The sequence below is a fragment of the Ensifer sp. R1-3 genome (assembly GCF_056739175.1).
Genome location: NZ_CP096515.1, coordinates 1113940 through 1139290, shown reverse-complemented (window position 1 = coordinate 1139290; position 25351 = coordinate 1113940). Strand labels below are relative to the sequence as shown.

The following is a 25351-nucleotide window of genomic DNA, read 5'->3' as shown; positions in this document are numbered from 1 at the left end:
GCCGTCTCCTTTCGTCGGTTTAAACGGCATGTACTCAAAAAAGTTCCCGTTAACTTGGGTTCACGTTACGGCTTGCAGTGTGAAACCCTCTTGAACGTTGCATTCATCTAGCATTCAGCCTTTTGCCGCCGCTGTTTCCCGGGGAACAGGGCGCAAGGATCGTACAACCCTTGCGGTCCGCGGCCGTCCGTGACAAAAGGCTTCACCAAACGGAAACAGGCGCGATGACCACGGCTTTCTATCCCGGCTCCTTCGATCCGATCACCAACGGGCATCTCGATGTACTCGTGCAGGCATTGAACGTCGCAGCCAAAGTCATCGTCGCGATTGGCGTGCATCCCGGCAAGGCACCGCTTTTCTCCTTCGACGAAAGGGCGGATCTCATCCGGGCCGCGCTTGAGGAGACGTTGCCGGAGAGGGCAGCCGACATATCCGTCGTCTCTTTCGACAACCTGGTGGTGGATGCCGCCCGCGAGCACGGCGCAAGGCTGCTGGTCCGGGGGCTCCGCGATGGAACGGACCTCGACTACGAGATGCAGATGGCGGGCATGAACCGGCAGATGGCCCCTGACATTCAGACCCTGTTCCTGCCGGCAGGTACCGCCTCCCGGCCCATTACGGCCACATTGGTTCGGCAGATCGCGGCTATGGGCGGTGACGTCAGCGCTTTCGTCCCTGGGGCGGTTCACCAGGCGCTGCAGGCGAAGCGCAAATAAGCTTTACATCACGCAAGGAGTCCCAATGAAGATTCTCCAATTCGCTGTTGCCGGAGCCTTGGCGCTCGCCGCCTTCACGGGAGGTGCGCTGGCGCAGTCCGGCGAAAATATCCTGACGGTTCAGCTCGAGGACGGCCCCGTCGTCATCGAGTTGCGCCCGGATATCGCCCCGAAGCACGTCCAGCAGATCAAGGAACTGGCCGCGGCAGGCGAATATGACAATGTCGCCTTTCATCGTGTCATCAAGGGCTTCATGGCCCAGACCGGCGACGTCGAATTCGGCGACATGAAGGACGGTTTCCAGGGCGACCGCGCCGGAACCGGCGGCTCGTCCAAGCCCAACCTTCCGGCCGAGTTCTCCGACGTTCCCTTCGAGCGCGGCACCGTCGGAATGGCCCGCGCGCAGGATCCCGACAGCGCCAACTCGCAGTTCTTCATCATGCTCGCGCCCGGTGACTTCCTCAACGGCCAATACACGGTCGTCGGCAAGGTCGTCGAAGGCATGGAGAATGTCGACAAGATTAAGCTCGGCGATGACGCCAATAATGGTGCCGTCGCCGATCCAGACCGCATGATCAGCGTTAAGGTCGGCAGGTAAGACTGAAAACAGAAGGAGAAGAATCATGGCCGAGATCAAGGATCCGGAAAACACGATCATCATGGAAACCACAAAGGGCAGGGTGGTGATCGAGCTGCGGCCGGATGTGGCTCCGGGCCATGTCGCCCGCATCAAGGAGCTGACGCGTGAAGGCGCCTATGACGGGGTGGTCTTTCACCGCGTGATCGAGGATTTCATGGCCCAGACCGGCGACGTGCAATACGGCAAGACCGGCGGCGAGCAGTTTAACCCGTCCCGTGCGGGCATGGGCGGCTCCTCCAAGCCGGACCTGAAAGCCGAATTCTCCGATGTTTCACACGTGCGCGGAACGTGCTCCATGGCGCGCAGCCAGATGCCGAACTCGGCCAATTCCCAGTTCTTCATCTGCTTCACCGATGCTCCCTGGCTCAACAAGCAGTATTCTGTCTGGGGCCAGGTCGTCGAAGGAATGGAGAATATCGACAACATCAAGCGCGGCGAACCGGTCCGCGATCCGGATACCATCGTTTCGATGCGGGTTGCCGCCGACGCCTGATCTGGGCTACTGCATGTTTCCTTGGATCGTCCCCGATCCAAGGACGGAACATGCAGCGGTTCGAAGTGCTACGGCCTTTGCGCGTCTTGTCAGACGCGCGGCGCTGTAGCGCACTGACCTGCCCGCCCCGATCGCGCGAGCCGCCGGGGCGGGTTTGCTTTTAATTGATACCATAGATGCGCGTAGACCTGTTCGATTTCGACCTGCCGGAAAATTCCATTGCGCTGAGGCCCGCAAGCCCGCGCGATAGCGCCCGCATGCTCGTCGTTCGCCCCGACGGCGCACCGGTTCTCGAAGATCGCGGCGTCCTCGATCTGCCGTCGTTCCTGCGGCCGGGAGATGCGCTGGTCTTCAACGACACCAAGGTCATACCGGCGCAGCTCGAAGGCGTTCGCTACCGGGGTGAGGATATAAGCACGCCCGTGTCGCTGACGCTGCATATGCGGGTTGCACCCAGTCGCTGGAAAGCTTTCGCCCGCCCGGCCCGCCGATTGAAGCCCGGGGACCGGATCAGCTTCGGACATGGCGGCAATGCCTGCCTGCTCGGTTCGCTGGAGGCCGTGGTCGAGGAAAAAGGCGATGCCGGCGAGGTGACGCTTCGCTTCGATCTCTCTGGCCCCTCGCTCGATGAGGCGATCATGGCCGTCGGACACATTCCCTTGCCGCCTTACATCGCATCCAAGCGTGCCGACGACGAGCAGGACCGGACCGACTACCAGACCGTCTATGCGCGCGAGGAGGGGGCGGTAGCCGCGCCGACTGCAGGGCTGCATTTCACCGACCGCCTTTTCGCCAAACTCGACGAAGGCGGGATCGAACGGTATTTCGTCACGCTGCATGTAGGTGCGGGAACCTTCCTCCCGGTCAAGGCAGACGATACCGCCGACCACGTGATGCACGAGGAAATCGGCCACGTCGACCCGGTGACCGCTGCGAAGCTCAATGCCGTGCGCGAACGCGGCGGCCGCATCGTCTGTGTCGGCACGACATCGCTTCGGCTGATCGAGAGCGCAGCCGCCGAAGACGGGAACATCCGTCCTTGGTCGGGCGCAACCGGGATTTTCATCACGCCGGGCTATCGCTTTCGCGCAGTCGATATGCTGATGACCAATTTCCACCTGCCGAAATCGACCCTGTTCATGCTGGTCTCGGCGTTTGCGGGGCTCGAAACGATGCACGCGGCCTATGCCCACGCGATCGCAACGGGTTACCGCTTCTATTCCTACGGCGATTCGAGCCTGCTCTTCCGGAAAGATTAAATGACCGAGACGTTCCAATTCAAACTGCTTGCGGCTGACGGCAATGCGCGCCGCGGCGAAGTCGTGACCCCCCGCGGGACGATCCGTACGCCTGCCTTCATGCCGGTCGGTACCGTCGGCACGGTCAAGGCGATGTATCTCGACCAGGTGCGCGATCTGGGCGCCGATATCATTCTGGGCAATACCTATCACCTGATGCTGCGCCCGGGCGCCGAACGTGTCGCCAGGCTTGGCGGGCTGCACAAGTTCATCCGCTGGGAACGGCCGATCCTGACCGACAGCGGCGGCTTCCAGGTCATGTCGCTGTCGAGCCTGCGCAAGCTCAACGAACAGGGCGTGACCTTCAAGAGCCATGTCGACGGCGCGCTCTATCACATGTCGCCGGAACGCTCGATCGAGATCCAGGGCCTGCTCGGCAGCGACATTCAGATGCAGCTCGACGAGTGCGTGGCGCTGCCGGCGGAACCCGACGAAATCGAACGTGCGATGGAAATGTCGCTGCGCTGGGCGGAGCGCTGCAAGGTCGCCTTCGGCGATCAGCCTGGCAAGGCGATGTTCGGGATCGTACAGGGCGGCGACATTCCCAGACTGCGCGAACGCTCGGCCCTGGCACTCAGGGATCTCGACCTCAAGGGCTATGCCGTCGGGGGTCTCGCCGTCGGTGAGCCGCAGGAGGTCATGCTCGGCATGCTGGACGTGACCTGCCCCGTCCTGCCGGCCGACAAGCCGCGCTATCTGATGGGCGTCGGGACGCCGGACGATATCCTGAAGTCCGTCGCGCATGGGATCGACATGTTCGACTGCGTCATGCCGACCCGCTCCGGACGCCATGGCCTCGCCTTCACGCGCTACGGCCGCATCAATCTGCGCAACGCCCGACACGCGGAAGACACGCGCCCGCTCGACGAACAGTCTTCCTGTCCGGCGACTCGCGACTATTCGCGCGCCTATCTGCACCACCTGATTCGTTCAAACGAATCGCTCGGCGGCATGCTGCTCAGCTGGAACAATCTGGCCTATTATCAGGAGCTGATGGCCGGCATCCGCAAGGCTATCGAAGAAGGGCGCTATACCGATTTCATGGCGGAGACCATGGAAGGCTGGCAACGCGGCGATCTGCCACCGGTGTGAGCTTCACGGCCAGAGCATTCCCATTCTTTTTCGGGATCGCGGAAATGCTCCATCCCTTTAACATTCATAGGAATGTCCGTCCGACGCCGCGCAGTCGAGCGACGATTGCACACAACGTTCTGGCCGAAGGATAGAGGCCACGGCTGTCGCCGCCTCAACCATGACCACGCCGTTGAGCCGGTAACGGCAATCTGCGCGCCCGAAAGTTAGGCGCTTCCTGAGCCACGTCGTCGCCGACGACCTCCACCGACGGAAACGAAATGAGCTTGCCGGCGGCGATGGTTTCATTTCAGCATCTGAGTTTATCGCTCTATTCTGGAAGTCGGAATCGGAAATTCCGATAGCAGAATTCTAATAAATAGGTTTGCGGAGGTCGTCCGCTTGTAGAACTATCCCAGCAAAAAACGTCCGGGGCATTGTTGACCGTTCAACGGGGGTAGGAGACAACATGAAAAGCATGGTAGCTATAGCATCGGTATCGCTGTTTATATTCTGCAGTTCGGCAATGGCAGGCTCAACGCTTGATCGCGTCAATGAAAGAAAAGAGATGGTCGTCGCCACCAATGTCGGCTGGCCTCCGCAGGGTTTTCTCGATGAGAACAACGTCCTCGTCGGCTTTGACATCGATGTCGCCAATGAAATCGGCAAACGGTTGGGCGCGAATGTACGTTTCGAAACCCCGGAATGGGCAACCATGACGGGAGGCCACTGGCAGGGACGTTTCGACCTCGGGGTCGGTTCCGTTGCTCCAACCAAGGCGCGGGCAGAGGTCATCGATTTCGCCGGAATCTATTATTACAGCCCTTATGTCTACGTCGTTCATGCCGAGAGCAGCATTCAATCGGAAGAGGAGCTGGATGGTAAGATTATCGGCGTCGAAACAGGTACGGCATCCGAGGACTTCATCAACCGTCGCCTGGAGATCGATGCACCGGGCTTGCCGCCGGTCCAATACAATCTCGAACCGGGCGAAGTGCGCACGTTTCCGGATTCAATGATGCCCTTCGATGACCTGCGTCTTGGAAACGGGGTTCGATTGGACGCTGTCATCGCCCCCGAGCAGACCGCCCAAAATGCAGTCAGAAACGGCTATCCCGTTCGTATCCTCGAGGGCGTGTATCCCTTTCGGTCGCCTGCGGTCGTCATTGCCGATAAGGGCGACTCGGAATGGACCGGCAGGATCGGTGAAATCATCAAAGCGATGAAGGCTGACGGCACGCTTGGAAAACTGACGACCAAATGGTACGGCGCTGACTACAGCAAGGACTGATAACGCTACGAAGAGTGGCTTCGGAGACGCCTAATCCGTGAGGCGGAGACAGAGCATTCGGTCTTTCTGGAACCGGTGCCCTGGTTCTTCCCCGTGTCAAGGAAAGGCCGCTCGTCGTCCATGGGACGTCTCGGATCTGGAAATCAGCTGATCGCCGTAGCAGTTTTCCTGCCGGGACGTGCTTCCTCCCTGGACTTAGCTAGAGGGGATTATCGAAGATAGCGATTGAATATCAATAAGATATTTAAACTTTTTAATGTCTATATTCAGAGACCGTAACGACTCGACGTCATGGAGAGGGCGATGTTTCGTGACCGCTCCTAATCCGCGAATGCTTCTCTACCGACTTTGCGTGGTGGTTCCGAGCGAATTTCCGCGGGCACCGCAGCACGACGCGAAACTTTTGCCGGAGCCGCAGGGGCACGGATCCTTGCTCCTGCGCTGCAATCGGCCGATCAGGGGCAGCATGATCGCGGAGGGCACCAGCGCCGCCAACAGGATCGTCAGCTTGGCCGAGAGGCCGGGTATGACGAGGCGGCGGCCTGTTTTGAAGCCGCGCCACGCCTTTTCAGCGACATAGCCCGCCTCGAGCTTGGGCAAGATCTTGAACAGTGCCACGCGATTGGCGCCTGAGGTTGCCAGAAATTCCGTCGAGACCGGGCCCGGCGCCACGCAAGTGACGGTCACGCCCGTGTGACGCAGTTCCTGGTGCAGCGCTTCCGAAAAGGAGCGGACGAAGCCCTTGCTGGCATAGTAGAGCGCCATATACGGACCCGGCGTGAAGCTCGCGACCGAACCGAGATTGATGACGCCGCCGCGACGGCGCGCGACCATGCCCGGCAGGAGGCGCAAGGTGAGTTCGGTAAGGGCGCGGATGTTGAGGTCGACGAGGCCGAGCTGTTCATCGAGCGGCAGGACCGTCGCGCCTCCGCGCAATCCATAACCGGCGCTGTTGACGAGTACGTCGCAGAACAGGCCGTTTGCGGACAGGAAGTCCTCGAGACCGAGCGCCGCATCATCAGCCAGGAAATCCAGCGGGACCGTGAACGCCTCGCCTCCGGCGTTCCGGATATCGTCGGCGGCCGCCGCCAGCGCCACTTCCGAACGCGCCACGAGTACGACCGGTGCACCATCCCTCGCGGCCACTTCGGCGATTGCCTTGCCGATTCCCCGGGAGGCACCGACGACGACGACAGCGGGACGAAGTTGATCGCCCGGCCTCATCGCGCCGCTCCGGAACCTGCCGCAGCGGTTACGTCGCGCCCGGATGCAAGCCCTTCCAGCTCCGCGGTGACTTCGCCGTTCAATATCCTCTCGAACCGCTCGAGGGCACGCGCGACGTTGGCGCCATCCATGACCCGGTGGTCATAGTGGATGCGCACGGTGACCGAGCCATCGTTGTCGATCGGGCCGTAATTGAGAAGCGAGGTTAACGGCGTGAGGGGGTTGAGCGATTCCGCGCCGAGGCCCGAATAGACCGACAGCTGAAATGTACCGAAACGGCGCGCCCTTTGCCGGCCGATGTTCAATCCGAGCCACATGAGAAGCCATCTGATCGGACCGGGGAGGCGGGCGATCTTCAGGGCGCGCCGGAATTCCTTGACCTCCAGCACGGGACTGGTTCGCGCCGTCTGCATCAAGGACCCCAGCTCCGCGATCGGACGGCGCTCCGGATTCTTGATCGTCGTCAGCAGCACGATTCGTTCGCCCTCGTACTCCCTTTCATGCGCGATGGAAGCGATGCTTCCCGGATATTCGTATAGCTGCGGTCTGGGAAATTTGACGTAAGCGCGCCGCAACTCGGGCGTCTCCTGAGCGAGAAGGCCGTATCCTTTTAGGAAGAGCGCCGTCCAGGATGGCCTGCTTTCAAGCGATGTTCTGGCCTCGAGCAACGGCCCGAGATTCATCCGCCGCTGCACGCTCACCCGCGGCACCTTCATCGAAAATCGCATGAGATCCCCGACCAGGCGCCGAGACGCTGAAAGCTTGAGGGCTCGGCCTCGCATCATGCACCTCTAGTAAATGTAAGGAATGATCCGCTTGGTGTCCGCCATGTAGTCGCGATACTCGGAGCCGAACATTTCCATCATCATGCGTTCCTCCTTGTCCACTCTCAGAAGAAAGAGGACCGCGAAACCGGCAAGACCCGCCAGCCCTGCGACCCAGTTCGGCAGAAGAAACGCCTGGCCTACGCCCATCAGCAGGAACGAAGTATACATGGGATGGCGGACCAGGGCGTAAGGACCGCGGCGAATCAGTTCGTGCTTGTCGCGAATCTCGAGCGTGATCGACCAGTTGCGACCGAGTTCCTTGTGGGTTCTGCGAAAGACCCACATGGCCAGACAGAAAATCACGGCACCGAGCACGACGGCCCAGAGCCGGGCAGGGTGGTCGGCCCCCTCCGGGATCCCGGTAGCGACATAAAAAGCGGGAATGATCGCGAGGCCAAGCAGGGCCGCCGCCAGGCCCAGCTTTTCGGAGGTTGAGCGGCGGTGGCTGACGACACGCACGCGCTTCGCGCGGCGTTCATAAGGGCGGCGAATGAAGTACCAGGCAACGATTCCGAGCACCCAGGCGATCTCGCCGATGGAGGATACCGACATGTCTAGTTCCCCAAGTCCTTAGCCTGCGCCTGGCGTCAACGATCGGGCGGGAACCTTCTTCAGCCGATGCTTCGCAGCGTGATTCTATTTCGAACGGTGACGGTTGGATCGCGAGCTCTGTGCCCGTCGCCTCTCAACCTCCGTTCATCTCCCGAAGCCTTGTAATGAATTCCTGCGGCCTAAGCCAGATGCCGGGTGTCTTATAGCCCATGGAGCGGGCGATTTCGGCCACGAAGGCGTTGCAGTTGTAGAGCGACGCGTGCCAGAACTTCGACTTGGCTTTCAGTTTGTCGATGAAAGCCACGACCTTGTTGTATTCCGCCTGCGTCAGCATGACGCGCCAGCTTGCCGAGCGGTATTCTTCCTCAAGGTCACCGTCGCTCGCGCCGGTTTCAGCCGGAACGGGCACGAAATGGCCAAGGACATACGGTGTCGGATCAAGGGTAGCCGGTGCAAGGCCGGCAACCTGGCGCTGAACGACCGCACCAGACTTGTTCGTGCGCCCGTAGATAACGTAGGTGTGGCCATAGCTCAGCGCGTAGCGGGAGCGAAATTCGATGAAATATCCCTGCTCTCTCGCTTGAGATTCGAGTTTCGCCGGCCCATTCAGGCTGCTGGAAACGTAGCGGGGTTCGGGATTTTTGTCTTGTGTCTGGCATGCAGCTGCTGCCAGTGCGACCAAGATCACAAGGGATATGCGGCCTCGTGCAAGCGTCATCACACCACTTAGATTGTCTTCCGAGTCTGACAATCCAGACCTCGGGCCGGCTCTCTGGAGTTCTTGACGCGTACTATGCCGTCAGTCTCACAGCCGGTCTAGCCTGAATAACGCGCCGTGGGAGGGCGGTCGTTGAGCTCTCCCACGGCGCAAAGTCACTGTTACTTGTATACCGGCGCCGGTTCTACCGTATCGACGGCAGCAGGCGGCGGGGCCTTACCCTTACCCTTGCCGATCGTATCACACGCGGTGAGGCCGGCAACAGAAAGCAACGCAATCATCACAACTAGAATTCGGCTCATCAAGTAGTCCTTTCCTCAATAGTCGGAATGGGTTATCGAAGGCAACACTTCAAGTAATAGTGGCGATTTGCGCCGGGGCCTAGTGCAGAAAGGACACAGTTGATAACCGCTTTATGGTTACCGGGTTATCAACCGCGTCGGAACACACGGGGCTTAGTCATTTATACCGAAATGTAACGGAAAACGCCATCAAATGATCAGCACGGTCGCACCCACCGGGGTGCGGCTGTAGAGATCGACGATGTCGTCGTTCGTCAAACGAATGCAACCGCTCGATACGGCCTGGCCGATCGTCCAGGGCTCATTCGTCCCGTGCAGCCGGAACATGGTGTCGTTTCCGCCCTGATAGAGATAGAGCGCGGCGGCCCCAAGCGGGTTATGCAGCCCTCCGCTCACTCCGCCGGCATATTGCGCCAGATGCGGCTTGCGGCGAATCATGTTTGCAGTCGGCGTCCAGGAGGGCCACTCCGCCTTGCGGCCGATTTTCGCCCGGCCTTTGAGGGTGCGGCCTTCCTCGCCTACGCCGATCCCGTAGCGAATCGCCGAACCGCCTCCCTGAACATAATAGAGGTAACGTTCTTCCGTATTGACGACGATCGTTCCAGGCGATTCGCCGCCATAATAGGCGACCTCCTGCCTGCGGTATCGTGGGTCTATACGGGTCCTGGCTGATTGCGGGCTGTCCGCCGAGCGCAACGAACTGCAGCCAGAGGCGAAGAGAGCCAGGCTACCCAGCACGAGTACCCGGCGCGTAATGCGATCCTTCTCCATTCTCACCTGCTGAGTAAATTGTGAGTCCCTACGATTTCGTGTTTAACACCCAAGCGCGTGTCGGCCAAGCCTTGCAACGGATACGACCGCAAGGATGAAACCTCTTGCGACCGGAACCGGCGTCTGATCGACTGGTTCGGGGAAGCAGCGGAGACAAGGAGCGGCACGATGAAACTCGGCCTGGAAGGAAAAATCGCAATCGTGACCGGCGCGGGTTCCGGCATCGGCGCCGCCGTCTCCAGGCAACTTGGCGGCGAGGGTGCGGAAGTGATAGTCGCCGACCGCGACGCCGATGCGGCGCGCAGCGTCGCGGCCGAGATTCGCTCTGCCGGGGGCAGGGCGCGAGACTTCACCGTCGACGTCACCGACGCGGGGGCGGTAGAGCAAATGGTCGCCTTCACCGTGCGGGAATGCGGCGGATTGCATCTTGCGGTCAACAATGCAGGCATAGAGGGCCCGCGCCAAGCGACCGCGGACTACCCGCTCGAAGATTGGCGCAGGCTGATCGAAGTCAACCTGAACGGCGTCTTCTACTGCATGAAATACGAGATCGCCGCCATGCTCGGAAAGGGCGGCGGCGCCATCGTCAACATGTCCTCGATTCTCGGTGCGGTTGCATTGCCTACCGCGTCCGCCTACACCGCCGCCAAGCACGGGGTGGTGGGGCTCACCAAGGCGGCCGGGATCGAATATGCAAGAATGGGGATTCGCATCAACGCGGTCGGCCCCGGCTGGATCGAAACGCCGCTTCTGTCGGGACATTCGGAATTGGCGAAGACACGACGCCTGGAAGCGCTGCAGCCGCTCGGCCGGCGGGGAAAACCGGAGGAAGTTGCGGCTCTCGTCTGTTTCCTGCTGTCGGAACAGGCGAGCTTCATCACCGGCAGCTATCATCCGGTCGACGGAGCTTTTACGGCGCATTAAGGCCTGTTGAGCTGCGGGATTAGAAACACCGCCAGCACAAAGCAAAGCAGGCCAAGGGACAATGGCAGCCCCTGATGTCCGATCAGTTGCATCGCCAGTCCTGTCGTGGGCGAGCCCACGATGCCGCCGATGCCCCATACGAAGGCGAAAGCCGCGTTGCCGGCGATCAAGGATTGACCCGTGAATCGCTCGCCGAGTTGGATCAGCGACATGGTGTAGATTCCGAACGAGGCTCCGCCCCAGACGAAAAAGAGCGGCCAGATAAGCCATGATTCGAAGATCGCCGGCAGCAGCAGGCAGCCACCCAGTGAAGCGAAGGCGCAGAGCATCATGGTCCGCAGCGACCCGAACCGTTCGGCCACCCGTCCCAGCAATATCTGCAGCACGGCGTTGCCTGCGATGAAACAGGTGATGAGCGAGGCGATACGCCCTTCTGTACTGCCAACCGCCGCGCCATAGACCGCGAACAGGGAAAGCAGGGTCTGCTCCAAGGCGGCTGCGGCGAAAACCGCGAACAAGAGGAGCGGCGCCAGTGCGAAAAAGCCGCCGACCGATGTCGCCTCGCCTTCATGTGGCATCTTCGGCAGGTGCGGCACGACCGCAAGCACGATCAGACCGCAGAGAAGGAAGGCCACGATGCCGACCATGAAGGGCGGCCAGCCTTGCGTGCCGACCAGACCGAGCGAGAGCGGGCCGATGGCAAAGCCGCCCGAGACGATCGACGAATAGAGGCCCATGATTCGGCCCCTCCGCCGCGCGGGCGTGATCGAGAGCAGCCAGGTCTCGCTGATCACGTACAGCGGATTGGCGAAGAACCCGAGCAGGAAACGCAGCGGCATCCAGGCCCAGACCTCCTGCGTCCAGCCGATCGCGATCAGCGTGAGCGCGGCCAGGCCCGAACACAAGATCGCAAGCCGCGCCCCGCCCACGCGCCGCGCCAGTGCCGGAATGAAGAGGGCGGATACGATGAAACCCAGCGGGGTCATCGCCGCCGACAAGCCGATCAGGCCAGGCGTCGTCCCCTGCCGCTCCAGAATGAAGCTGAGCAGGGGATAGGTCAGCCCCTGTGCCACGGCGAACACCGTGACGGTCGCGATGATGCCGGCCATAGCGGCCCACGGGATCTGGTCCTGTCGCGATAAAGTCGTGCTTTCAGCGGTCATGCAGACTTGCCTTATACTTGCCAGAAGGGCTTGGCGATCTCCGCCTCGGCCTCAAGCCTCGTCAGACCGATATCGCTGATCAAATGGGGATCGTCCTTCAACTTTTGCTCAAGTTCGCAGCGAAAGCGCTTCCGCTCGTCCCAGGTCGCGATAATGCTTCGAAGGGTGGCGGGGCGGTAGGGACGACGCGGCGTTTCCGTCACAACGGAGGGGATATCGTTCATGGTAACCTCCACACGGTTTGAGGGGCAGAGCCCTCGACCCGAAAGAGGATGAATTCTGCGTGATGCGAACAGCGTGGTAATTAAGCTCTTCCAAAAAGTTCTCAAAAATTTCCAAACGGACTATAGATGCGCCCTATGCAGGGATCGCGCTTCGTCTTTGGTCCGTTCGTCCTTGATCCGGGTGCGGGAACGCTCGTTCGGAACGATGAGCCCGTTGCCGTCGGCTATCGCGGGCTGAAGCTGCTTGAGGCGCTCGTCGGACGGCCTGGTGAGATCCTGGGAAAAGCCGAGCTGATGGATGCGGCGTGGTCGGGCAGGGCGGTGGAGGAAGGCAACCTCACCGTCCAGATCGCGCAACTGCGGAAGATGCTTGGTGCGCCCCCCGACGGCGGCGAATGGATCGCCACGATTCCGCGGGTCGGCTACCGCTTCACGGGGCCTGTCGAAAAGGCCGGTGGCGCGAAGCGAAGTGCACTGCCGCTGCCGGACGAACCGTCCATAGCCGTGTTGCCTTTCGTTAATTTCAGCAGCGATCCGGAGCAGGAATCCTTCGCGGACGGGTTGACCGAAGACCTGATCACCGACCTGTCCAGGATCTCCGGCCTATTCGTCATCGCGCGAAACTCGGCCTTTGCCTTCAAAGGAAAGGCGAGGGACGTGCGCGAGATCGCTGAGGACCTCGGCGTGCGCTATCTGCTGGAGGGTAGCGCACGACGCGCCGCGGGGCGGGTGCGCATCAACGCACAGCTGGTCGATGCGGTGAGTGGCAATCATCTATGGGCGGAACGCTTCGATCGCAGCCTCGAAGATATCTTTGCCGTTCAGGACGAGGTCACCGGCAAGATCGTGGAGGCGTTGCTCGGCCGGCTGCGCCCACAGCCGCCGCGCAACCGCCCCAAAAATCTCGAGGCCTACGATCTCTGCGTGCGGGCGCGCAAGCTGATCGATGATTCGCCTCAGACGGCGCGGGAAGCGCATCTGATGCTCACGCGCGCGGTTTCGCTCGATCCGGAATATGCCGAGGCCTATCGCTGGCTCGCCATGAACCATTGGATGAGATGGGTGCATTGGGGCGAACCGGTCGAACCCAACCGTAGCGTTGCTTTGGAGCTGGCGCGCAAAGCCGTGGCGATCGATCCCAACGATGCCGGGTGCCGCTGGGTGCTGGCCAACCTGCTTGCCTATGAGCGCAGCTTCGCCGAGGCGGATGCGGAATTCGCCAAGGCGATCGAGCTCGATCCGAACGAGGCCGATACCTGGGCGACGTTATCCGACATCGCGGTCCTGGACGGGCGGGTGGAGGAGGGCCTTGAGCACATCCGCAAGGCGTTCCGGCTGAACCCGTTTCCGGCAAGCTGGTACTATCTGACGCTCGGCCAGGCGCAATATGCCGCCGGCGAATACGAAGCCGCCGTCGAGACACTGCGCCGGGACGAGACTTATCGCACCAGCTCGCGACGTTTCCTGGCGGCAAGCCTTGCCCAACTGGGCCGGCTCGACGAGGCGCGCGCGGAGGTCGAACTGTTCCTCGTCGGCAACCCGCATTTTACAACCCGCCACTGGGCGGATACGGAGCCGTTCCGCGACGCTGCGACGCTTGCGCATTTTGTCGACGGCTACCGTAAGGCGGGCCTTCCGGAGTGACGCGAATCGATCGTTCGTTCGTGCGGCCTATTCCTCGAAGCGACTCGTTTCGTCACGGTCCCGCTCGTATCGTCTCTTGAGGGGAAACTGCGGCAGCCAGGATTCGCGGCGGACGGTCCAGCTTTCGTAGGTCGGCATCAATTGATCAGGGGCGTCCAAGGATCCGAGGCTCACTTCGATTTCGTCTCCGCTGCGTGCGAAGACGGTCGAGCCGCAGCGGGGGCAGAAATGCCGACCGGCGTAATCGCGCGTCTCGCCATCGATCGTCACAGAGTTCTCAGGGAAAATGGCGGACGCATGGAAAAGGGCCCCGTGATGCTTGCGGCAGTCGAGACAATGGCAGAGGCCTACCCGGTATGGTCGTCCCGTCGCCACAAATCGCACGTTGCCGCACAGGCAACCGCCTGGGAATCGATCCATACTGCGTCTCCTTCAAATCAAGCGGTCCAGCGTTGACGTCAACCAGCGCCACGAGCGACGCGGCTTGTCGCAGTTCTATCTGGCCCATGTAGAATGTGACGGGCTGGTCCGGCTTGCAAGGTCAGGTGGGTCGGGTGAGGGGCCATCCAATGCTTAGCATTTTGGAGTTTCAATCACCTCGCTCTTGGGAGATGGTTCCGGATGAATTCATACCACCGGATACGCCAGGAGCGCGCAATGCTTCCAGAAATTGAGCTCGTTGCCGACGTCGATGTAGTGGCCATGTCACCACTGGTTCGCGGCATGGTCATGGCCGTATCCTATGCCGACACCGAAGGAGGCATCGGCCTGACTGCGTCTGGTGCGATGAACCGCAAGTTCGTGCACTGGGCCGCCGTTCACTTCGATTGGCCCGACTACACGTCGGAGGATCTGTACAGCATCAGCAAGGTTCTGAACGAAGCTGATATGCCGCCGCTTTGGGTGGTCCGCGACATGCTCAAGCACCTGAGGCTTGTGCGGCGAAACAAAGACCGACTGCTTCCCACCAAACGCGGTCGGGACTTTCTCGCAAGACCCCACACCTTCTTCGATCAGATCGCGACAGACTATCTTTATGCCTATATCGACTACGGGCAGGCACAGGACGATGTGCGGGAGCGGATGCGGTGGTGGCACGTCTTTCTCAATCTTATCAATATCAAGGCGAGAAAGGGCTGTTCGCTGGATGACCTGGTGAACGAGTTATACCCGAGCGAGTCGTACTCAGTGACGCAAGCTTCAATGGTCAGAGCGGAGTTCCGCCACGACATCATGCGGCCCCTGTGCTGGCTGGGATTGCTGCGGGAAGAGCGCGAAGGGCTAAAATTTCTGCAGGACGGTACCTATTACAAAACACCTCTATGGGGGGCCTGTTTAGAGTTGGAATCCGACACCCAAGCCGAGATTACCGTCTCTTGAGACACATGCAAAAATCCTCAAGGCTCATCGTTTTTATTGGCATGTCGCACTTGGAAATAGAATGTACCCGGCTACATATTTTGTGGCGGCCATGTTGAAATGTCCGCTCCGGCGCAAAGTTGAAATGTCACTTTGGATACGTCTTCAGCCATTTAGAAATACGACACGCGGCATCTCCACTGGCGCTGAGCCAAGCCCCCGACCGGACCGGCTGGATCGGGTTGTAAGGGAAGGGAGGGGGCGGATGAGACGCACCCATCGGCTTTAGCTTTGACAGTTGCAGCAGCCAGTCATTCCGCCGCATCGAGCTCAGAGAGCGCTTGTCGCCGTCGGGCAATGACCGCTGGATCGTTGGTGAAATCCGTCCGCTTGCCCGGCTTGCGGCCACGCGGTCGGTAGCCGATCTTCTCGCTGTTGGTCTTCACCTTCGGCGCCGGCCGCTCGTCCTGGCGCGCCTTGATGTAGGCCAGGACATCACCGAGCCGCTTGTTCTCGGTGATCGCCGCATGCGTCACCCGCTGGTCCTTGTCGAATACCCGGTAGGGCAGGGAATGGCCTTTCCACCGCACATCGAGCCGGCCGTCGGCATAGGCGTAGGTCTCGACATAGCGACCGACCAGCCCGCGCGTCACCTCGGTCTCCTCAAGCATGATCCGCTGGCGCTCGAACGAAAACGTCAGCTGCGCACCGACGTAGCGCTGCTCGCGTTTGCACAGGATCTCCTTGAGCCGATCCGGGGCAAGATTCAGCGACCGATGCAGATCATCAGGTCGGGCAGGGGTAATGGCAAACTGCCGGTTATAGCCCTCCATGAACCGAGGCAGGAAGGCGTTGCCGTCGTCCATGCCACAGATGCCCTCCAGGCGCAGATCCTTAATCAAACGGTCCTGCAGCGTCCGGTTCATCCGCTCGACCCGGCCCTTCGCCTGGCTCGAATTTGCACAAAGAATCTCAATGTTTAGCTCTGAAAGCGCACGCCCGAACTGGGTCATGCCCTGGCCGCCCTTGGCGTCTTTCTTCGCCACCCGGAACACGGAATGCTTGTCGGAATAGAAGGCGACCGGAGCACCATGATTTTTGAGATAAAGCTCCAGCGCCTCGAAATAGCTGAACGCACTTTCCGAGCGCACGAAACGCAACTGCATCAGCTTGCCGGTCGCATCATCGATGAACACCAGCAGCGAGCATGGATCACCGCGATCCTCGAACCAGCGGTGCTCCGATCCATCGATCTGTACCAGCTCGCCATAGGCCTCGCGTCGCAATCGTGGCTGGTGGAAGGTGCGCCGCTGCTTGCGCGACAGCCAAAGTCCGGCCTCCGACATCCATTTGCGCAAGGTCTCGCGCGACACCCGCAAGCCATCGCGCTCGGCAAGCTTCTCTGCCGCTAGCGTCGGACCAAAGTCGGCATAGCGTTCGCGAACCAGCGTCACTGCATAATCCCGAACGCCGTCGCTGATCCGGTTGTTCGATGGCCGACCGATCGCCTTGTGCCGGATCGATGCGGCACCATCCGTCCGGATCCGCTCCAGCAGTCGACGCACCTGGCGCGTGCTTAACCCCAGAACATGAGCGGCCGTTACCAGCGTCATCCGACCATCGATGACCTTCGACAAAACCTCAATCCGCTGCAGATCACGCTCGCTCATCGCAATCAATCCCATCCGCAATCTCCCAGGTCATCTAAACCCGGGGAGAGTGACATTCTTACATTGCAGAAACAGGACACTTTAACTTTGCGGCTACATATTTGCGTCGCATAAGATAGATTATGGAACTAACTAACCGCTGTGAACTAAGGCCTGTCGAGATTCGGGATGCCCCGACGCGGCTTGTTTGATTCCCTCATCCCTTGTGCTTGTCACAGGGATCCAGCCAGACCAAGCCCTTGGGCTGAAAGAACTCTTCCCGCACCGCAGACGCGGCGCTGCTCTCATCTCTGTGACAAGCACAGAGATGAGGACGAGGAGAAACGTCATCATCCATCTCGCAGCAACCGGCGTCATAAGATGAATCTCGACATGACTTAGAACCGATGTAAGCCGCATCGGATCAGTGCCTTAGAGAAAATCGCTGATATGAGACTTTATGCGTCATCCACCGTCGGCCGGTCGATATCGAACTCCAGGCGCATCATGTCGTAAGCCGGCTCGACGTGATCCGGCGTCTCGCCGCATACGGTTTCGTAATCCATCGGCACATGCATATGCGTGAGTACGGCGCGCTTCGGCTGCAGACGGTTGATCCACACGAGCGACTGCACCAGGGACAAGTGACTCGGGTGAAACTTGTACTGCAGCGTGTCGATGACGAGCAGATCGAGCCCGCCGAGCTTCGAGACCGTTTCCACCGGAAAGTCGCTGACGTCGCTGCAATAGGCAAAACCGCCGATGCGGAAGCCGAGCGAATGGACGTTGCCGTGAAACTGCATCAGCGGCTCGAACGAGATCGGCCCGCCGGCTCCATGGATGGTCAACGGCGGCAGGTCGTCGGGAATCACATAGGGCTCGACGATCGGCGGATAGCCGCTGCCTGGCGGCGACTCCAGACAATAGCGGAAGCCGTCGCGAATACGGGCCATCGTGAACGCATCGGCCCAGATCGGCACGCGCCTGCGATTTTCGATGACGAAACCGCGCAGATCGTCGATCCCGTGCAGATGGTCCGCATGGGCATGGGTGTAGAGCACGGCATCGATGTGGCGTACATTCGCCGCGATCATCTGGGCGCGGAAATCCGGGCCGGTGTCGATCACGACGGTCGTCTTGCCGCCGTCCGGCGCAAACTGTTCTACGAGCAGGGCCGCCCGCATGCGACGGTTGCGGGGGTTCGACGGATCGCAGGCGCCCCAATCACCGGTGATGCGCGGCACGCCCGGCGACGAGCCGCAGCCCAGAATGGTGAAGGCCCGCCGAAACGCCATTTCAAAGCCTCGGCATCTTCGAGAAGATCCTGAAGGCGTTTTCGGTCGTGATTTCGGCAATCTCCTCCCTGGAGACCCCGATGGCTTGCGCCAGCACCTCGGCCGTGTGCGCCACGTAGGCCGGTTCGTTGCGCCTGCCTCGGAACGGCTTCGGCGCCAAATAGGGCGCGTCCGTCTCGACGATCATCCGATCGCGCGGGACCGTCCTGGCGATGTCCCTCAGTTCCTCGGATTTAGGGAAAGTCAGGATCCCCGAAAAGGACACATAGCCGCCGAGCTCGACGCCGATCCGGGCGAGATCCGGGCCGGACGAGAAGCAATGGAGAAGGAAGGGGAAGGCGCCCTTCCCCGATTCCTCGGTTAGAATGGCAGCCATATCGTCGTCGGCCGACCTGCTATGTATGACGAGCGGCAGTCCGGTTGTTCGCGCTGCCGCGATATGCCGCCTCAGGCCCACCGCCTGCGCGTCGCGCGGCGCGTTGTCGTAAAAATAATCCAGCCCCGCCTCGCCGATCGCGACGACCTTGGGATGGGCGGAGAGCCGAACGAGATCGTCGGCCGTCACGTCCAGTTCCTCATCGGCATTATGCGGATGCGTGCCGACGGAACAGAAGACGTTCGGATATCTCTCGGCGATCGCGAGGATCGTGTCGAATCGTTTCACCCGGGTCGAAATCGTGACCATCTGCCCCACGCCGGCGTCGCGCGCGCGCTCGATGATGGCGTCGCGCTCGGCCTCGAAATCCGGAAAATCCAGGTGGCAATGGGTGTCGATCAGCATGGTTTCGTCTTCACTCAGGCTTCCGGCGCGACATAGCGCGGGAAGACCGGCTTGGGTGCTTCGAGCGGCGTTCCGGAGACGAGGCGCCCGGCTTCGCCGAGATGCGCAAAATCGCGGCGGTCGGTCGGGACGGCGACGAGATCCAGGAGTTTTCCGGCCGATTCCGGCATGAAGGGCTGCAGAAGGATCGCGACCTGGCGAACGACCTCCGCCGTGACGTAGAGCACGGTTGCCATGCGGCTCGGATCGGTCTTCTTCAGCGCCCAGGGTTCCTGGCCTGCGAAGTAGCGGTCGGTCTCGGACACGACAGCGATGATCGCCGCAAGTGCGCGATGGATGAGCTGTTTGCCCATTTCTTCGCGTGCGGTGCCGATCAGCGAGTCGGCGGCGGCGAGCATCGCCTTGTCCTCGTCCGTCAGCGGACCACAGAGCGGCATCTGGCCGTCGCAATTCTTGACGATCATCGACAGGGAACGGCTGGCGAGATTGCCGATGCCGTTGGCGAGGTCGGAATTGATGCGGGTCGCGATCCCCTCCTCGCTGTAGCTGCCGTCCTGGCCGAAGGAGACTTCGCGAAGGAAGAAATAGCGGATCTGATCGAGACCGAAGTGCTCGACCAGATTGAACGGGTCGACCACGTTGCCGAGCGACTTCGACATCTTCTCGCCCTTGTTGAGCAGAAAGCCGTGAGCGAAGACGCGCTTGGGAAGCGGAAGACCGGCCGACATCAGGAATGCCGGCCAATAGACGGCGTGGAAACGGATGATGTCCTTGCCGATGACGTGGATGTTCGCCGGCCAGAACTTCGCCCGCGGACCCGTCGGGTCGGTCAGATAGCCGGTGGCCGTGACGTAGTTGGTGAGCGCGTCGACCCATACATACATGACATGAGAGGGATCGTTCGGAACCTTGATCCCCCAGTCGAATGTGGTGCGCGAGACGGAGAGGTCCTTCAGGCCCGACTTGACGAAGGAGATGACCTCGTTGCGCCGTTCCGCCGGGCCGATGAAGTCGGGATTTTCCTCGTAGTGCTTCAGGAGCTTGTCCTGGTAGGCGGAGAGCCGGAAGAAATAGCTCTCTTCCTCCACCCATTCCACGGGCGTTCCCTGCGGTCCGTAACGTACGCCGTCGCCGCGCAGCTCCGTCTCGTTCTCCTGGTAGTAAGCCTCGTCTCGAACGGAATACCACCCGGCGTAGGAATCCTTGTAGAGGTCGCCCGCCTCGCCCATGCGGATCCAGATCGCCTGCGATGCCTCGTGGTGGCGCTGTTCGGTCGTGCGGATGAAATCGTCGTTGGAGGCGTTGAGCAGCCGCGCCATGTTCTGGAACTCGGCCGAATTGCGGGCGGCCAGCTCCTGCGGCGAAATTCCTTCCTTCTTCGCCGTCTGCTGCATCTTCTGTCCATGTTCGTCCGTCCCGGTCAGGAAGAAGACCTCGCGCCCGTCGAGCCGCTGGAAGCGTGCCATTGCATCCGTCGCGATCAGTTCATAGGCATGACCGATATGCGGCTTGCCGTTCGGATAGGAAATCGCGGTGGTGATGTAGAACGGGGACGTATCTCTCATAGCGGGCTTCGATATCCTCGGGATCGGAACTAAGGGTGCTATTAGCGCATAGGCTTCAGGTAGGAAACTGCCGGGGCAAGAAAAAGCCCTCCGTCGCGTGACCTCGCCGGGAATCGGTCCCGGTTGACAGGAGCGGAAAACGGGAACAAAACAAAAACAACTAGATCATTTCACACTACGCCCTTCCGGGACGGAAGACCGTGTCCTGGAAGTGCTTCAGGGAGGCGTGCGTGCTCGGCGAACTCAAACGAAAATTCGAGGAAGCGTCCGCGATCTATGCGGCCAGGCATGCGATCAGACGTGACCCGGATTGGTATATCTTGAAACTGCAGGAAGAGGTGGGGGAACTGACGCAGGCATGGAACAATGCAACCGGCCGCGGGCGCAATCGGGAGGCCCCGCCGGACACGCTGCAGCAGTCGCTTGCCGACGAAACGGCAGATATTCTGGGTCATGTCCTGCTCTTCGCCCACCACAACGACATCGATCTCGCTGCGGCGATAGAGCGAAAATGGAAATTCGCGCCTAGTCGTGATGACCAGGCCCGGACCGACCTAAAATCATGAACGTGATCGTTTCATTAAGTCGAGGCGCGGGATGCGCGGAAAACCGCGCACACTTTTCCTCATTCCCTATTGCCTATAGAGCCTCTTTGAGATCGTCGAGCAAGGAAAGGATGGTCTGCTTGCGATCGAGGTTGTAGGCATTGCTCACCGCCATGCGTTCGCCAACGATGCTGGAGAGTCTCGCGAACCGTTCGGCCCTGCCCACGTCGCCCGCGATCGCCGCTTCGCGCGCCAGCTGCATGATGCGTCCCGACAGCAGCGACGAGAAGAAATCGAAAATCGTCTCGCTGTCCTTTCCCGAAAGAACGTCAGCGAGCTTGTGCATGTTCTTGCGGGCGGCCGGTCCCTGCCCTGCCAGGATGTCGTCGAAAGCCCCGGCGATCTCCAGTCCGCCATAGTTGATCAGCTTCAGCGCCTCCGAAACGCTGCCGCTCGCCGCGGCGAGGACCCGTTCGGCGTCAGGACCGGCGAGATCGAGCCCGAGATGCGCAAGTGCCTGGCGCAGGGCTTGTGTATCCAGAGGCTTCAGCCGCAAAGGCAGGCAACGCGAACGGATGGTCGGCAGGAGTTTTCCCGGCGCATGGGTGAGCACCAGGAACAGCGAACGGCGCGGCGGCTCCTCCAACATCTTCAAAATGGCATTGGCGGCGTTGCGGTTGAGATCGTCGGCCGGATCGATGATGACGATGCGCCAGTTTCCGGTGCCCGACGTCTGGCCGAAGAACTTGCCGGCGCGGCGAACCTCGTCGACCGTGATCGCGCCCTTCGCCCTGCCCGTCTTTTCGTCCACTGGGCGCGCGAGATGCAGGAGGTTGTGCGATGCGCCCGAAGCAAGCTGTCTCGTGACCATCGAGGCTGGATCAGGGTCGGCAAGCCTTTCGGGGGCGTCTGCCGGATCCGGATGGCTCAGAATATGATTGGCGAAGCGAAAGGCGAGAGTTGCCTTGCCGATCCCTTCCGGCCCTTCGATCAGGACCGCGTGATGCCCCTTTCCGGACCTGTAGCTCTGCGCGAGAAAGGCTTCCGCCTCCTGATGACCGAAGAGCTTGCTGTTCGTCGCGGGAGCAAGCGCCCCCTCCAGCACACCTGGCTGCTCCGCGGTCATGACGTCGCTTCCGCATTGGAGGGTTGCGGCTTGCCCTCGAGGGGCAATAGCGCCTCGACGAGACTCAATACTTCGGCAGCGATCGCGGTCGGCGGACGGTTGGCATCGACGACGCGGCAACGCTCCGGATCGGCCGCAGCAATATCGAGAAAGGCTTCGCGCCGCTTTTCATGCGTCTCCAGCTGTTCCTTTTCAAATCGGTCGGGACTGTCGTTTGCGGCGCGGCGGCGGGCGCGCTCCAGCCCGACCGAAGCGGGAAGGTCGAAGATGATGGTGCAGTCGGGAATGACACCGTTCACCGCAACGCGTTCCAGGGTCTCGACGAAAGCCGGTTCCAGATTGCCCGTCACGCCCTGATAGACACGCGAGGAATCCATGAACCGATCGCAAAGGACGATCGTTCCCTGCTCAAGCGCCGGCCGGATCACCTCCTCGACATGATCGCTGCGTGCGGCCGCAAAGAGGATCGCCTCCATGCGGACTCCGAAGGACTCGGCCGCGCCGGAAAGAAGCACGTGGCGAACGGCTTCGGCGCCCACGGAGCCTCCCGGCTCGCGCGTGGTGAGCACGCGGTAGCCGCGCGCGCTCAGCGCTTCCGCAAGAAGGCGCATCTGGGTCGACTTTCCGGCCCCCTCTCCCCCCTCGAATGTTATGAAAAAACCCTTGGCCAGCGACACTTCAATTCCCGGATCGGCGTGCATTATCGTCCCTGTTTAGCCGATCGGTCCGGCGGAAGGAACCGTCGCGACGCGCATTTGTCACAGCCAGAAGAACAGCAGTTCCTGCAGCGCGTCGATCGCCCGGCTCGTGAGCGTCCCGGGCTCGACCGCCCTCGCCGTCTTCACGGGAACTTCCCGCAGCAGCTTGTCCCCGTTCCAGAGCTTGACGACGCCGACCTGCTGACCGGCAGCGACGGGTGCGTTGAGCGGCCATTTGTAGACGATGCGTGCCGTCAGCCGTTCAGGATTTTTGACCGGCAGCAGAACGTCGACCGGGCTGCCCGCCACGAGCGCCACTCGGGAATCCGCACCGCCGTAGACGCTCGCCTCTCCGATGGTTTCACCATCGGCGAAGATGCGCCGTTTCTCGAAAGCGGTCATCGCCCAATCCAGGACCCTGCGGCTCTCCTCGATTCTCTCCTTTTCACTCTCGAGGCCCCCCATCGCGAGATAGACGCGGCGGTCGCCGCGTTGCATCGAGACGGCGAGCGAGAAGCCGAAACCCTCCGCAAAGCCGGTCGCCAACCCATCGACGCCGACATTCGCGGCGATTAGAGGGTTCTTGTTGCGCTGAAGGATCTTGTTCCACTCGAATTCCGGCTGCGAATAGAGCCGGTAATAATCCGGGTGCGCCTCGTATAGGTGCCGCGTAAGGGCGACGAGTTCGCGCATCGTGACCTTGTTTTCGGGATGCGGCAGCCCCGTGGCATTCTTGAAGGTGGCGACCGGCAGCCCGAGATCGCGTGCCCGCTTGGTCATCAGTTCGGCGAAAGCAGCCTCGCTGCCAGCCATTCCCTCAGCTAGGACAATGCATGCGTCGTTCGCGAGTTGCACCGTTGCGCCCTGGATGAGGTCCGCAACGCGGATCCTGGATTTGATCGCGGCGAACATCGTTGACGTGCCGGAGGGGGCCCCGCCTGTACGCCACGCGTGTTCAGAAACCTCGAAACTCGTCTCGGGCGTCAGTTCGCCCTTATCCAGGGCCTCGAAAACCACCTCCATCGCCATGAGCTTGGCGAGCGAGGCAGGCGGGACGGGTGCATCCTCGTCGCGTGAAAAGAGCACCGTGCCCGTTTCGGCATCGACGAGATATATCTGCTTCGCTTTGGTGTCGAAGGCGGGCGTCTGGGCGACCGCTTGCCCCGAAACGATGGCCGCGAGGAAACCTACGACCGCAAGCCACTTCATGCGCATGAGAAACTCCGGTTCTTCATGGGCATATCAGCGCGAAAAGCCCTCTTCAACCGGCGTCAGCGCGAGTCGGCGTTTCGGTGCTGGCGCTTCGCATAGGCGAGGATGGAATCGGGTGTCAGCGGATTGCGATCGACCATGATCGCCTCGAAGGGCGAAGGCTTGTCGCTGACGCGGACTTCGACATATGCCGCGGCATAGGCCATGCTGCCGTCCGGCAGCGGGATCAATTGCGGGCGCGACGTCGGCATGGGCCCTATCTGCGGCAGAACGACGAATTCGCCGAAGGCGCTTGTTGCCGCCGGGGCCTGCGCCGGTTTGGCGAGCGCGGTCACCGGCACGCCGGCATCGAGCATCGATTTATTCGGAACCGGGACGGCGCGGAGATTCGGAACCATGTCGCGCAGCGGCTCGTTGGAAGCCACCATCACGCCTGAGGCGATCTGCCCTTCCGGCATCACGCTCGGGCCACGGTCGCCCTTCCTGACGTACGAAGCCATGAGGTAGGGCATGTCATTGCCTTCGAGCGGCGCACGGCCGACATATTGAACGCGGACATTGGCGCTGCCCTTGCGCTTGATGTCCAGCAGATCGGCGGTCTTCGAAGAGACGTCGATGATCCGGCCGTATTCATAGGGGCCGCGATCGTTGACACGCACGATGACAGACGTGCCGTTCTCCAGGTTGGTCACGCGCGCATAGCTCGGCAGCGGAAAGGTCGGGTGAGCGGCCGAAAGGTGATGCTTGTCGTAGACCTCGCCATTTGCCGTCAGACGGCCATGGAAGGCCGACCCGTACCAGGAGGCCATCCCGCTCTTGTTGTAGCCGAAATCCTCCTTCGGCTGATACCACCTGCCCTTGACCTGATAGGGCTTGCCTACCTGGTAGCGGCCGCCGCCCTTCGGGATGTTGTTTCCGGTAGCGACCCTGGGACTGGCTTTGACGCCATAAACGGACTCCGCGAAGTATTCCTTGCTCCGCGACTTGGTCTTCTTGACGCTCGATGTCGATCCGCAGGCCGCAAGCACCGCGCAAAGCAACGGAACCGCTGCGAGACGGAGCCCCCTCACAAGATATGCCGCACCGTTATTGGATGTCATCTGTCCCACAAGATCATTCGCAAAGCCACACCCGAATTCCGCTCCTGCAGCGCTCACGCTTCCGACCGGACGCGCAAGGATCGGCGCAATCGTGCAGTAATTCCCCCCGCGAGAATTTCGCCGTCCCGAAACGGAACAGTCGAACAATCATGACAACAACAAG

At 61.1% G+C, this 25351-nt stretch carries 27 protein-coding genes; 10 read left to right on the top strand and 17 right to left on the bottom strand.

Annotated elements, in window-relative coordinates; genetic code table 11:
- The first annotated feature begins 224 nt into the window (after positions 1-224).
- The 6 genes from coaD (at position 225) to M1D43_RS05495 (ending at position 5509) form a co-directional block, all read left to right on the top strand.
- On the top strand, positions 225-716 hold the full coding sequence (coaD, locus tag M1D43_RS05520) for a pantetheine-phosphate adenylyltransferase (RefSeq protein ID WP_003529599.1): 492 nt from the start codon (positions 225-227) through the stop codon (positions 714-716).
- Positions 717-741: 25 nt separating this feature from the next.
- Entirely contained in the window at positions 742-1314 is a 573-nt protein-coding gene (locus M1D43_RS05515) for a peptidylprolyl isomerase (RefSeq protein ID WP_010969321.1), read from the top strand.
- Positions 1315-1339: 25 nt separating this feature from the next.
- On the top strand, positions 1340-1849 hold the full coding sequence (locus M1D43_RS05510) for a peptidylprolyl isomerase (RefSeq protein ID WP_003529604.1): 510 nt from the start codon (positions 1340-1342) through the stop codon (positions 1847-1849).
- A 176-nt stretch (positions 1850-2025) separates the two neighbouring features.
- Entirely contained in the window at positions 2026-3108 is a 1083-nt protein-coding gene (queA, locus tag M1D43_RS05505) for a tRNA preQ1(34) S-adenosylmethionine ribosyltransferase-isomerase QueA (RefSeq protein ID WP_003529606.1), read from the top strand.
- On the top strand, positions 3109-4239 hold the full coding sequence (gene tgt / locus M1D43_RS05500; RefSeq protein WP_003529609.1) for a tRNA guanosine(34) transglycosylase Tgt: 1131 nt from the start codon (positions 3109-3111) through the stop codon (positions 4237-4239). It begins immediately after the preceding gene.
- A gap of 448 nt (positions 4240-4687) precedes the next feature.
- Complete coding sequence (locus tag M1D43_RS05495; protein WP_153313699.1) at positions 4688-5509, top strand: transporter substrate-binding domain-containing protein; 822 nt, start codon at positions 4688-4690, stop codon at positions 5507-5509.
- Between the two features lie 339 nt (positions 5510-5848).
- Here M1D43_RS05495 and M1D43_RS05490 read toward each other — a convergent pair whose 3' ends face one another.
- The 6 genes from M1D43_RS05490 to M1D43_RS05465 all read right to left on the bottom strand — a co-directional run bounded on the left by M1D43_RS05490 (position 5849) and on the right by M1D43_RS05465 (position 9903).
- Entirely contained in the window at positions 5849-6733 is an 885-nt protein-coding gene (locus M1D43_RS05490; protein WP_153313698.1) for an SDR family NAD(P)-dependent oxidoreductase, read from the bottom strand.
- On the bottom strand, positions 6730-7515 hold the full coding sequence (locus tag M1D43_RS05485) for a hypothetical protein (protein ID WP_013844449.1): 786 nt from the start codon (positions 7513-7515) through the stop codon (positions 6730-6732). Before M1D43_RS05485 ends, M1D43_RS05490 begins: the two co-directional genes overlap by 4 nt.
- A 9-nt stretch (positions 7516-7524) precedes the next feature.
- Positions 7525-8112: a protein-S-isoprenylcysteine O-methyltransferase gene (locus M1D43_RS05480; protein WP_010969325.1), complete on the bottom strand. Its 588-nt coding sequence runs from the start codon at positions 8110-8112 to the stop codon at positions 7525-7527.
- A 133-nt stretch (positions 8113-8245) separates the two neighbouring features.
- Positions 8246-8830 carry a lipoprotein gene (locus tag M1D43_RS05475; protein ID WP_010969326.1) on the bottom strand — a complete coding sequence of 195 codons (585 nt, stop codon included), beginning with the start codon at positions 8828-8830 and terminating at the stop codon, positions 8246-8248.
- Positions 8831-8991: 161 nt separating this feature from the next.
- The gene (locus tag M1D43_RS05470; protein WP_003529619.1) at positions 8992-9132 is read right to left on the bottom strand and encodes a hypothetical protein; all 141 of its coding nucleotides are present in this window, start codon (positions 9130-9132) and stop codon (positions 8992-8994) included.
- Between the two features lie 189 nt (positions 9133-9321).
- Positions 9322-9903: a L,D-transpeptidase gene (locus tag M1D43_RS05465; protein WP_153313696.1), complete on the bottom strand. Its 582-nt coding sequence runs from the start codon at positions 9901-9903 to the stop codon at positions 9322-9324.
- 168 nt (positions 9904-10071) lie between these two features.
- Between M1D43_RS05465 and M1D43_RS05460 the strand changes: the two genes are divergently transcribed.
- Positions 10072-10827 (top strand): SDR family NAD(P)-dependent oxidoreductase, encoded by a 756-nt coding sequence (locus M1D43_RS05460; protein WP_010969328.1) that lies wholly within the window; start codon positions 10072-10074, stop codon positions 10825-10827.
- Here the strand turns inward: M1D43_RS05460 and M1D43_RS05455 are convergent.
- Together M1D43_RS05455 and M1D43_RS05450 are read right to left on the bottom strand one after the other, a co-directional pair.
- Entirely contained in the window at positions 10824-11990 is a 1167-nt protein-coding gene (locus M1D43_RS05455; protein ID WP_153313695.1) for an MFS transporter, read from the bottom strand. The genes M1D43_RS05460 and M1D43_RS05455 overlap by 4 nt on opposite strands.
- Positions 11991-12001: 11 nt before the next feature.
- Entirely contained in the window at positions 12002-12214 is a 213-nt protein-coding gene (locus M1D43_RS05450; RefSeq protein WP_010969330.1) for a DUF1127 domain-containing protein, read from the bottom strand.
- Positions 12215-12340: 126 nt separating this feature from the next.
- Between M1D43_RS05450 and M1D43_RS05445 the strand changes: the two genes are divergently transcribed.
- Positions 12341-13858, top strand: coding sequence for a winged helix-turn-helix domain-containing tetratricopeptide repeat protein (locus M1D43_RS05445; RefSeq protein WP_192923425.1), 1518 nt, complete (start codon positions 12341-12343; stop codon positions 13856-13858).
- 27 nt (positions 13859-13885) lie between these two features.
- Here M1D43_RS05445 and M1D43_RS05440 read toward each other — a convergent pair whose 3' ends face one another.
- Positions 13886-14278, bottom strand: a complete 393-nt coding sequence (locus M1D43_RS05440) for a GFA family protein (RefSeq protein WP_153313694.1) — start codon at positions 14276-14278, stop codon at positions 13886-13888.
- Between the two features lie 237 nt (positions 14279-14515).
- Between M1D43_RS05440 and M1D43_RS05435 the strand changes: the two genes are divergently transcribed.
- Complete coding sequence (locus M1D43_RS05435; protein WP_013844457.1) at positions 14516-15238, top strand: hypothetical protein; 723 nt, start codon at positions 14516-14518, stop codon at positions 15236-15238.
- A 290-nt stretch (positions 15239-15528) separates the two neighbouring features.
- Here the strand turns inward: M1D43_RS05435 and M1D43_RS05430 are convergent, their stop codons facing one another.
- The 4 genes from M1D43_RS05430 to metG form a co-directional block, all read right to left on the bottom strand.
- On the bottom strand, positions 15529-16902 hold the full coding sequence (locus tag M1D43_RS05430) for an ISNCY family transposase (protein WP_014528618.1): 1374 nt from the start codon (positions 16900-16902) through the stop codon (positions 15529-15531).
- 422 nt (positions 16903-17324) lie between these two features.
- Complete coding sequence (locus tag M1D43_RS05425) at positions 17325-18161, bottom strand: MBL fold metallo-hydrolase (RefSeq protein WP_010969335.1); 837 nt, start codon at positions 18159-18161, stop codon at positions 17325-17327.
- Between the two features lies 1 nt (position 18162).
- Positions 18163-18942 (bottom strand): TatD family hydrolase, encoded by a 780-nt coding sequence (locus M1D43_RS05420; protein WP_153314141.1) that lies wholly within the window; start codon positions 18940-18942, stop codon positions 18163-18165.
- 14 nt (positions 18943-18956) lie between these two features.
- On the bottom strand, positions 18957-20507 hold the full coding sequence (metG, locus tag M1D43_RS05415) for a methionine--tRNA ligase (RefSeq protein WP_153314139.1): 1551 nt from the start codon (positions 20505-20507) through the stop codon (positions 18957-18959).
- A 230-nt stretch (positions 20508-20737) separates the two neighbouring features.
- Here metG and M1D43_RS05410 point away from each other — a divergent pair, with 230 nt between their 5' ends.
- Positions 20738-21073, top strand: coding sequence for a pyrophosphohydrolase domain-containing protein (locus M1D43_RS05410; protein ID WP_318853737.1), 336 nt, complete (start codon positions 20738-20740; stop codon positions 21071-21073).
- A 73-nt stretch (positions 21074-21146) separates the two neighbouring features.
- Here M1D43_RS05410 and M1D43_RS05405 read toward each other — a convergent pair whose 3' ends face one another.
- The 4 genes from M1D43_RS05405 to M1D43_RS05390 are packed head-to-tail and all read right to left on the bottom strand — an operon-like array spanning position 21147 to position 25188.
- Complete coding sequence (locus M1D43_RS05405) at positions 21147-22178, bottom strand: DNA polymerase III subunit delta' (protein ID WP_015007511.1); 1032 nt, start codon at positions 22176-22178, stop codon at positions 21147-21149.
- Positions 22175-22879, bottom strand: coding sequence for a dTMP kinase (gene tmk, locus M1D43_RS05400; RefSeq protein WP_003528315.1), 705 nt, complete (start codon positions 22877-22879; stop codon positions 22175-22177). The genes M1D43_RS05405 and tmk overlap by 4 nt, the downstream gene beginning before the upstream one ends.
- A 57-nt stretch (positions 22880-22936) precedes the next feature.
- Positions 22937-24091: a D-alanyl-D-alanine carboxypeptidase family protein gene (locus M1D43_RS05395; protein ID WP_153314137.1), complete on the bottom strand. Its 1155-nt coding sequence runs from the start codon at positions 24089-24091 to the stop codon at positions 22937-22939.
- Between the two features lie 56 nt (positions 24092-24147).
- On the bottom strand, positions 24148-25188 hold the full coding sequence (locus tag M1D43_RS05390) for a septal ring lytic transglycosylase RlpA family protein (RefSeq protein ID WP_153314135.1): 1041 nt from the start codon (positions 25186-25188) through the stop codon (positions 24148-24150).
- Between the last annotated feature and the right edge of the window lie 163 nt (positions 25189-25351).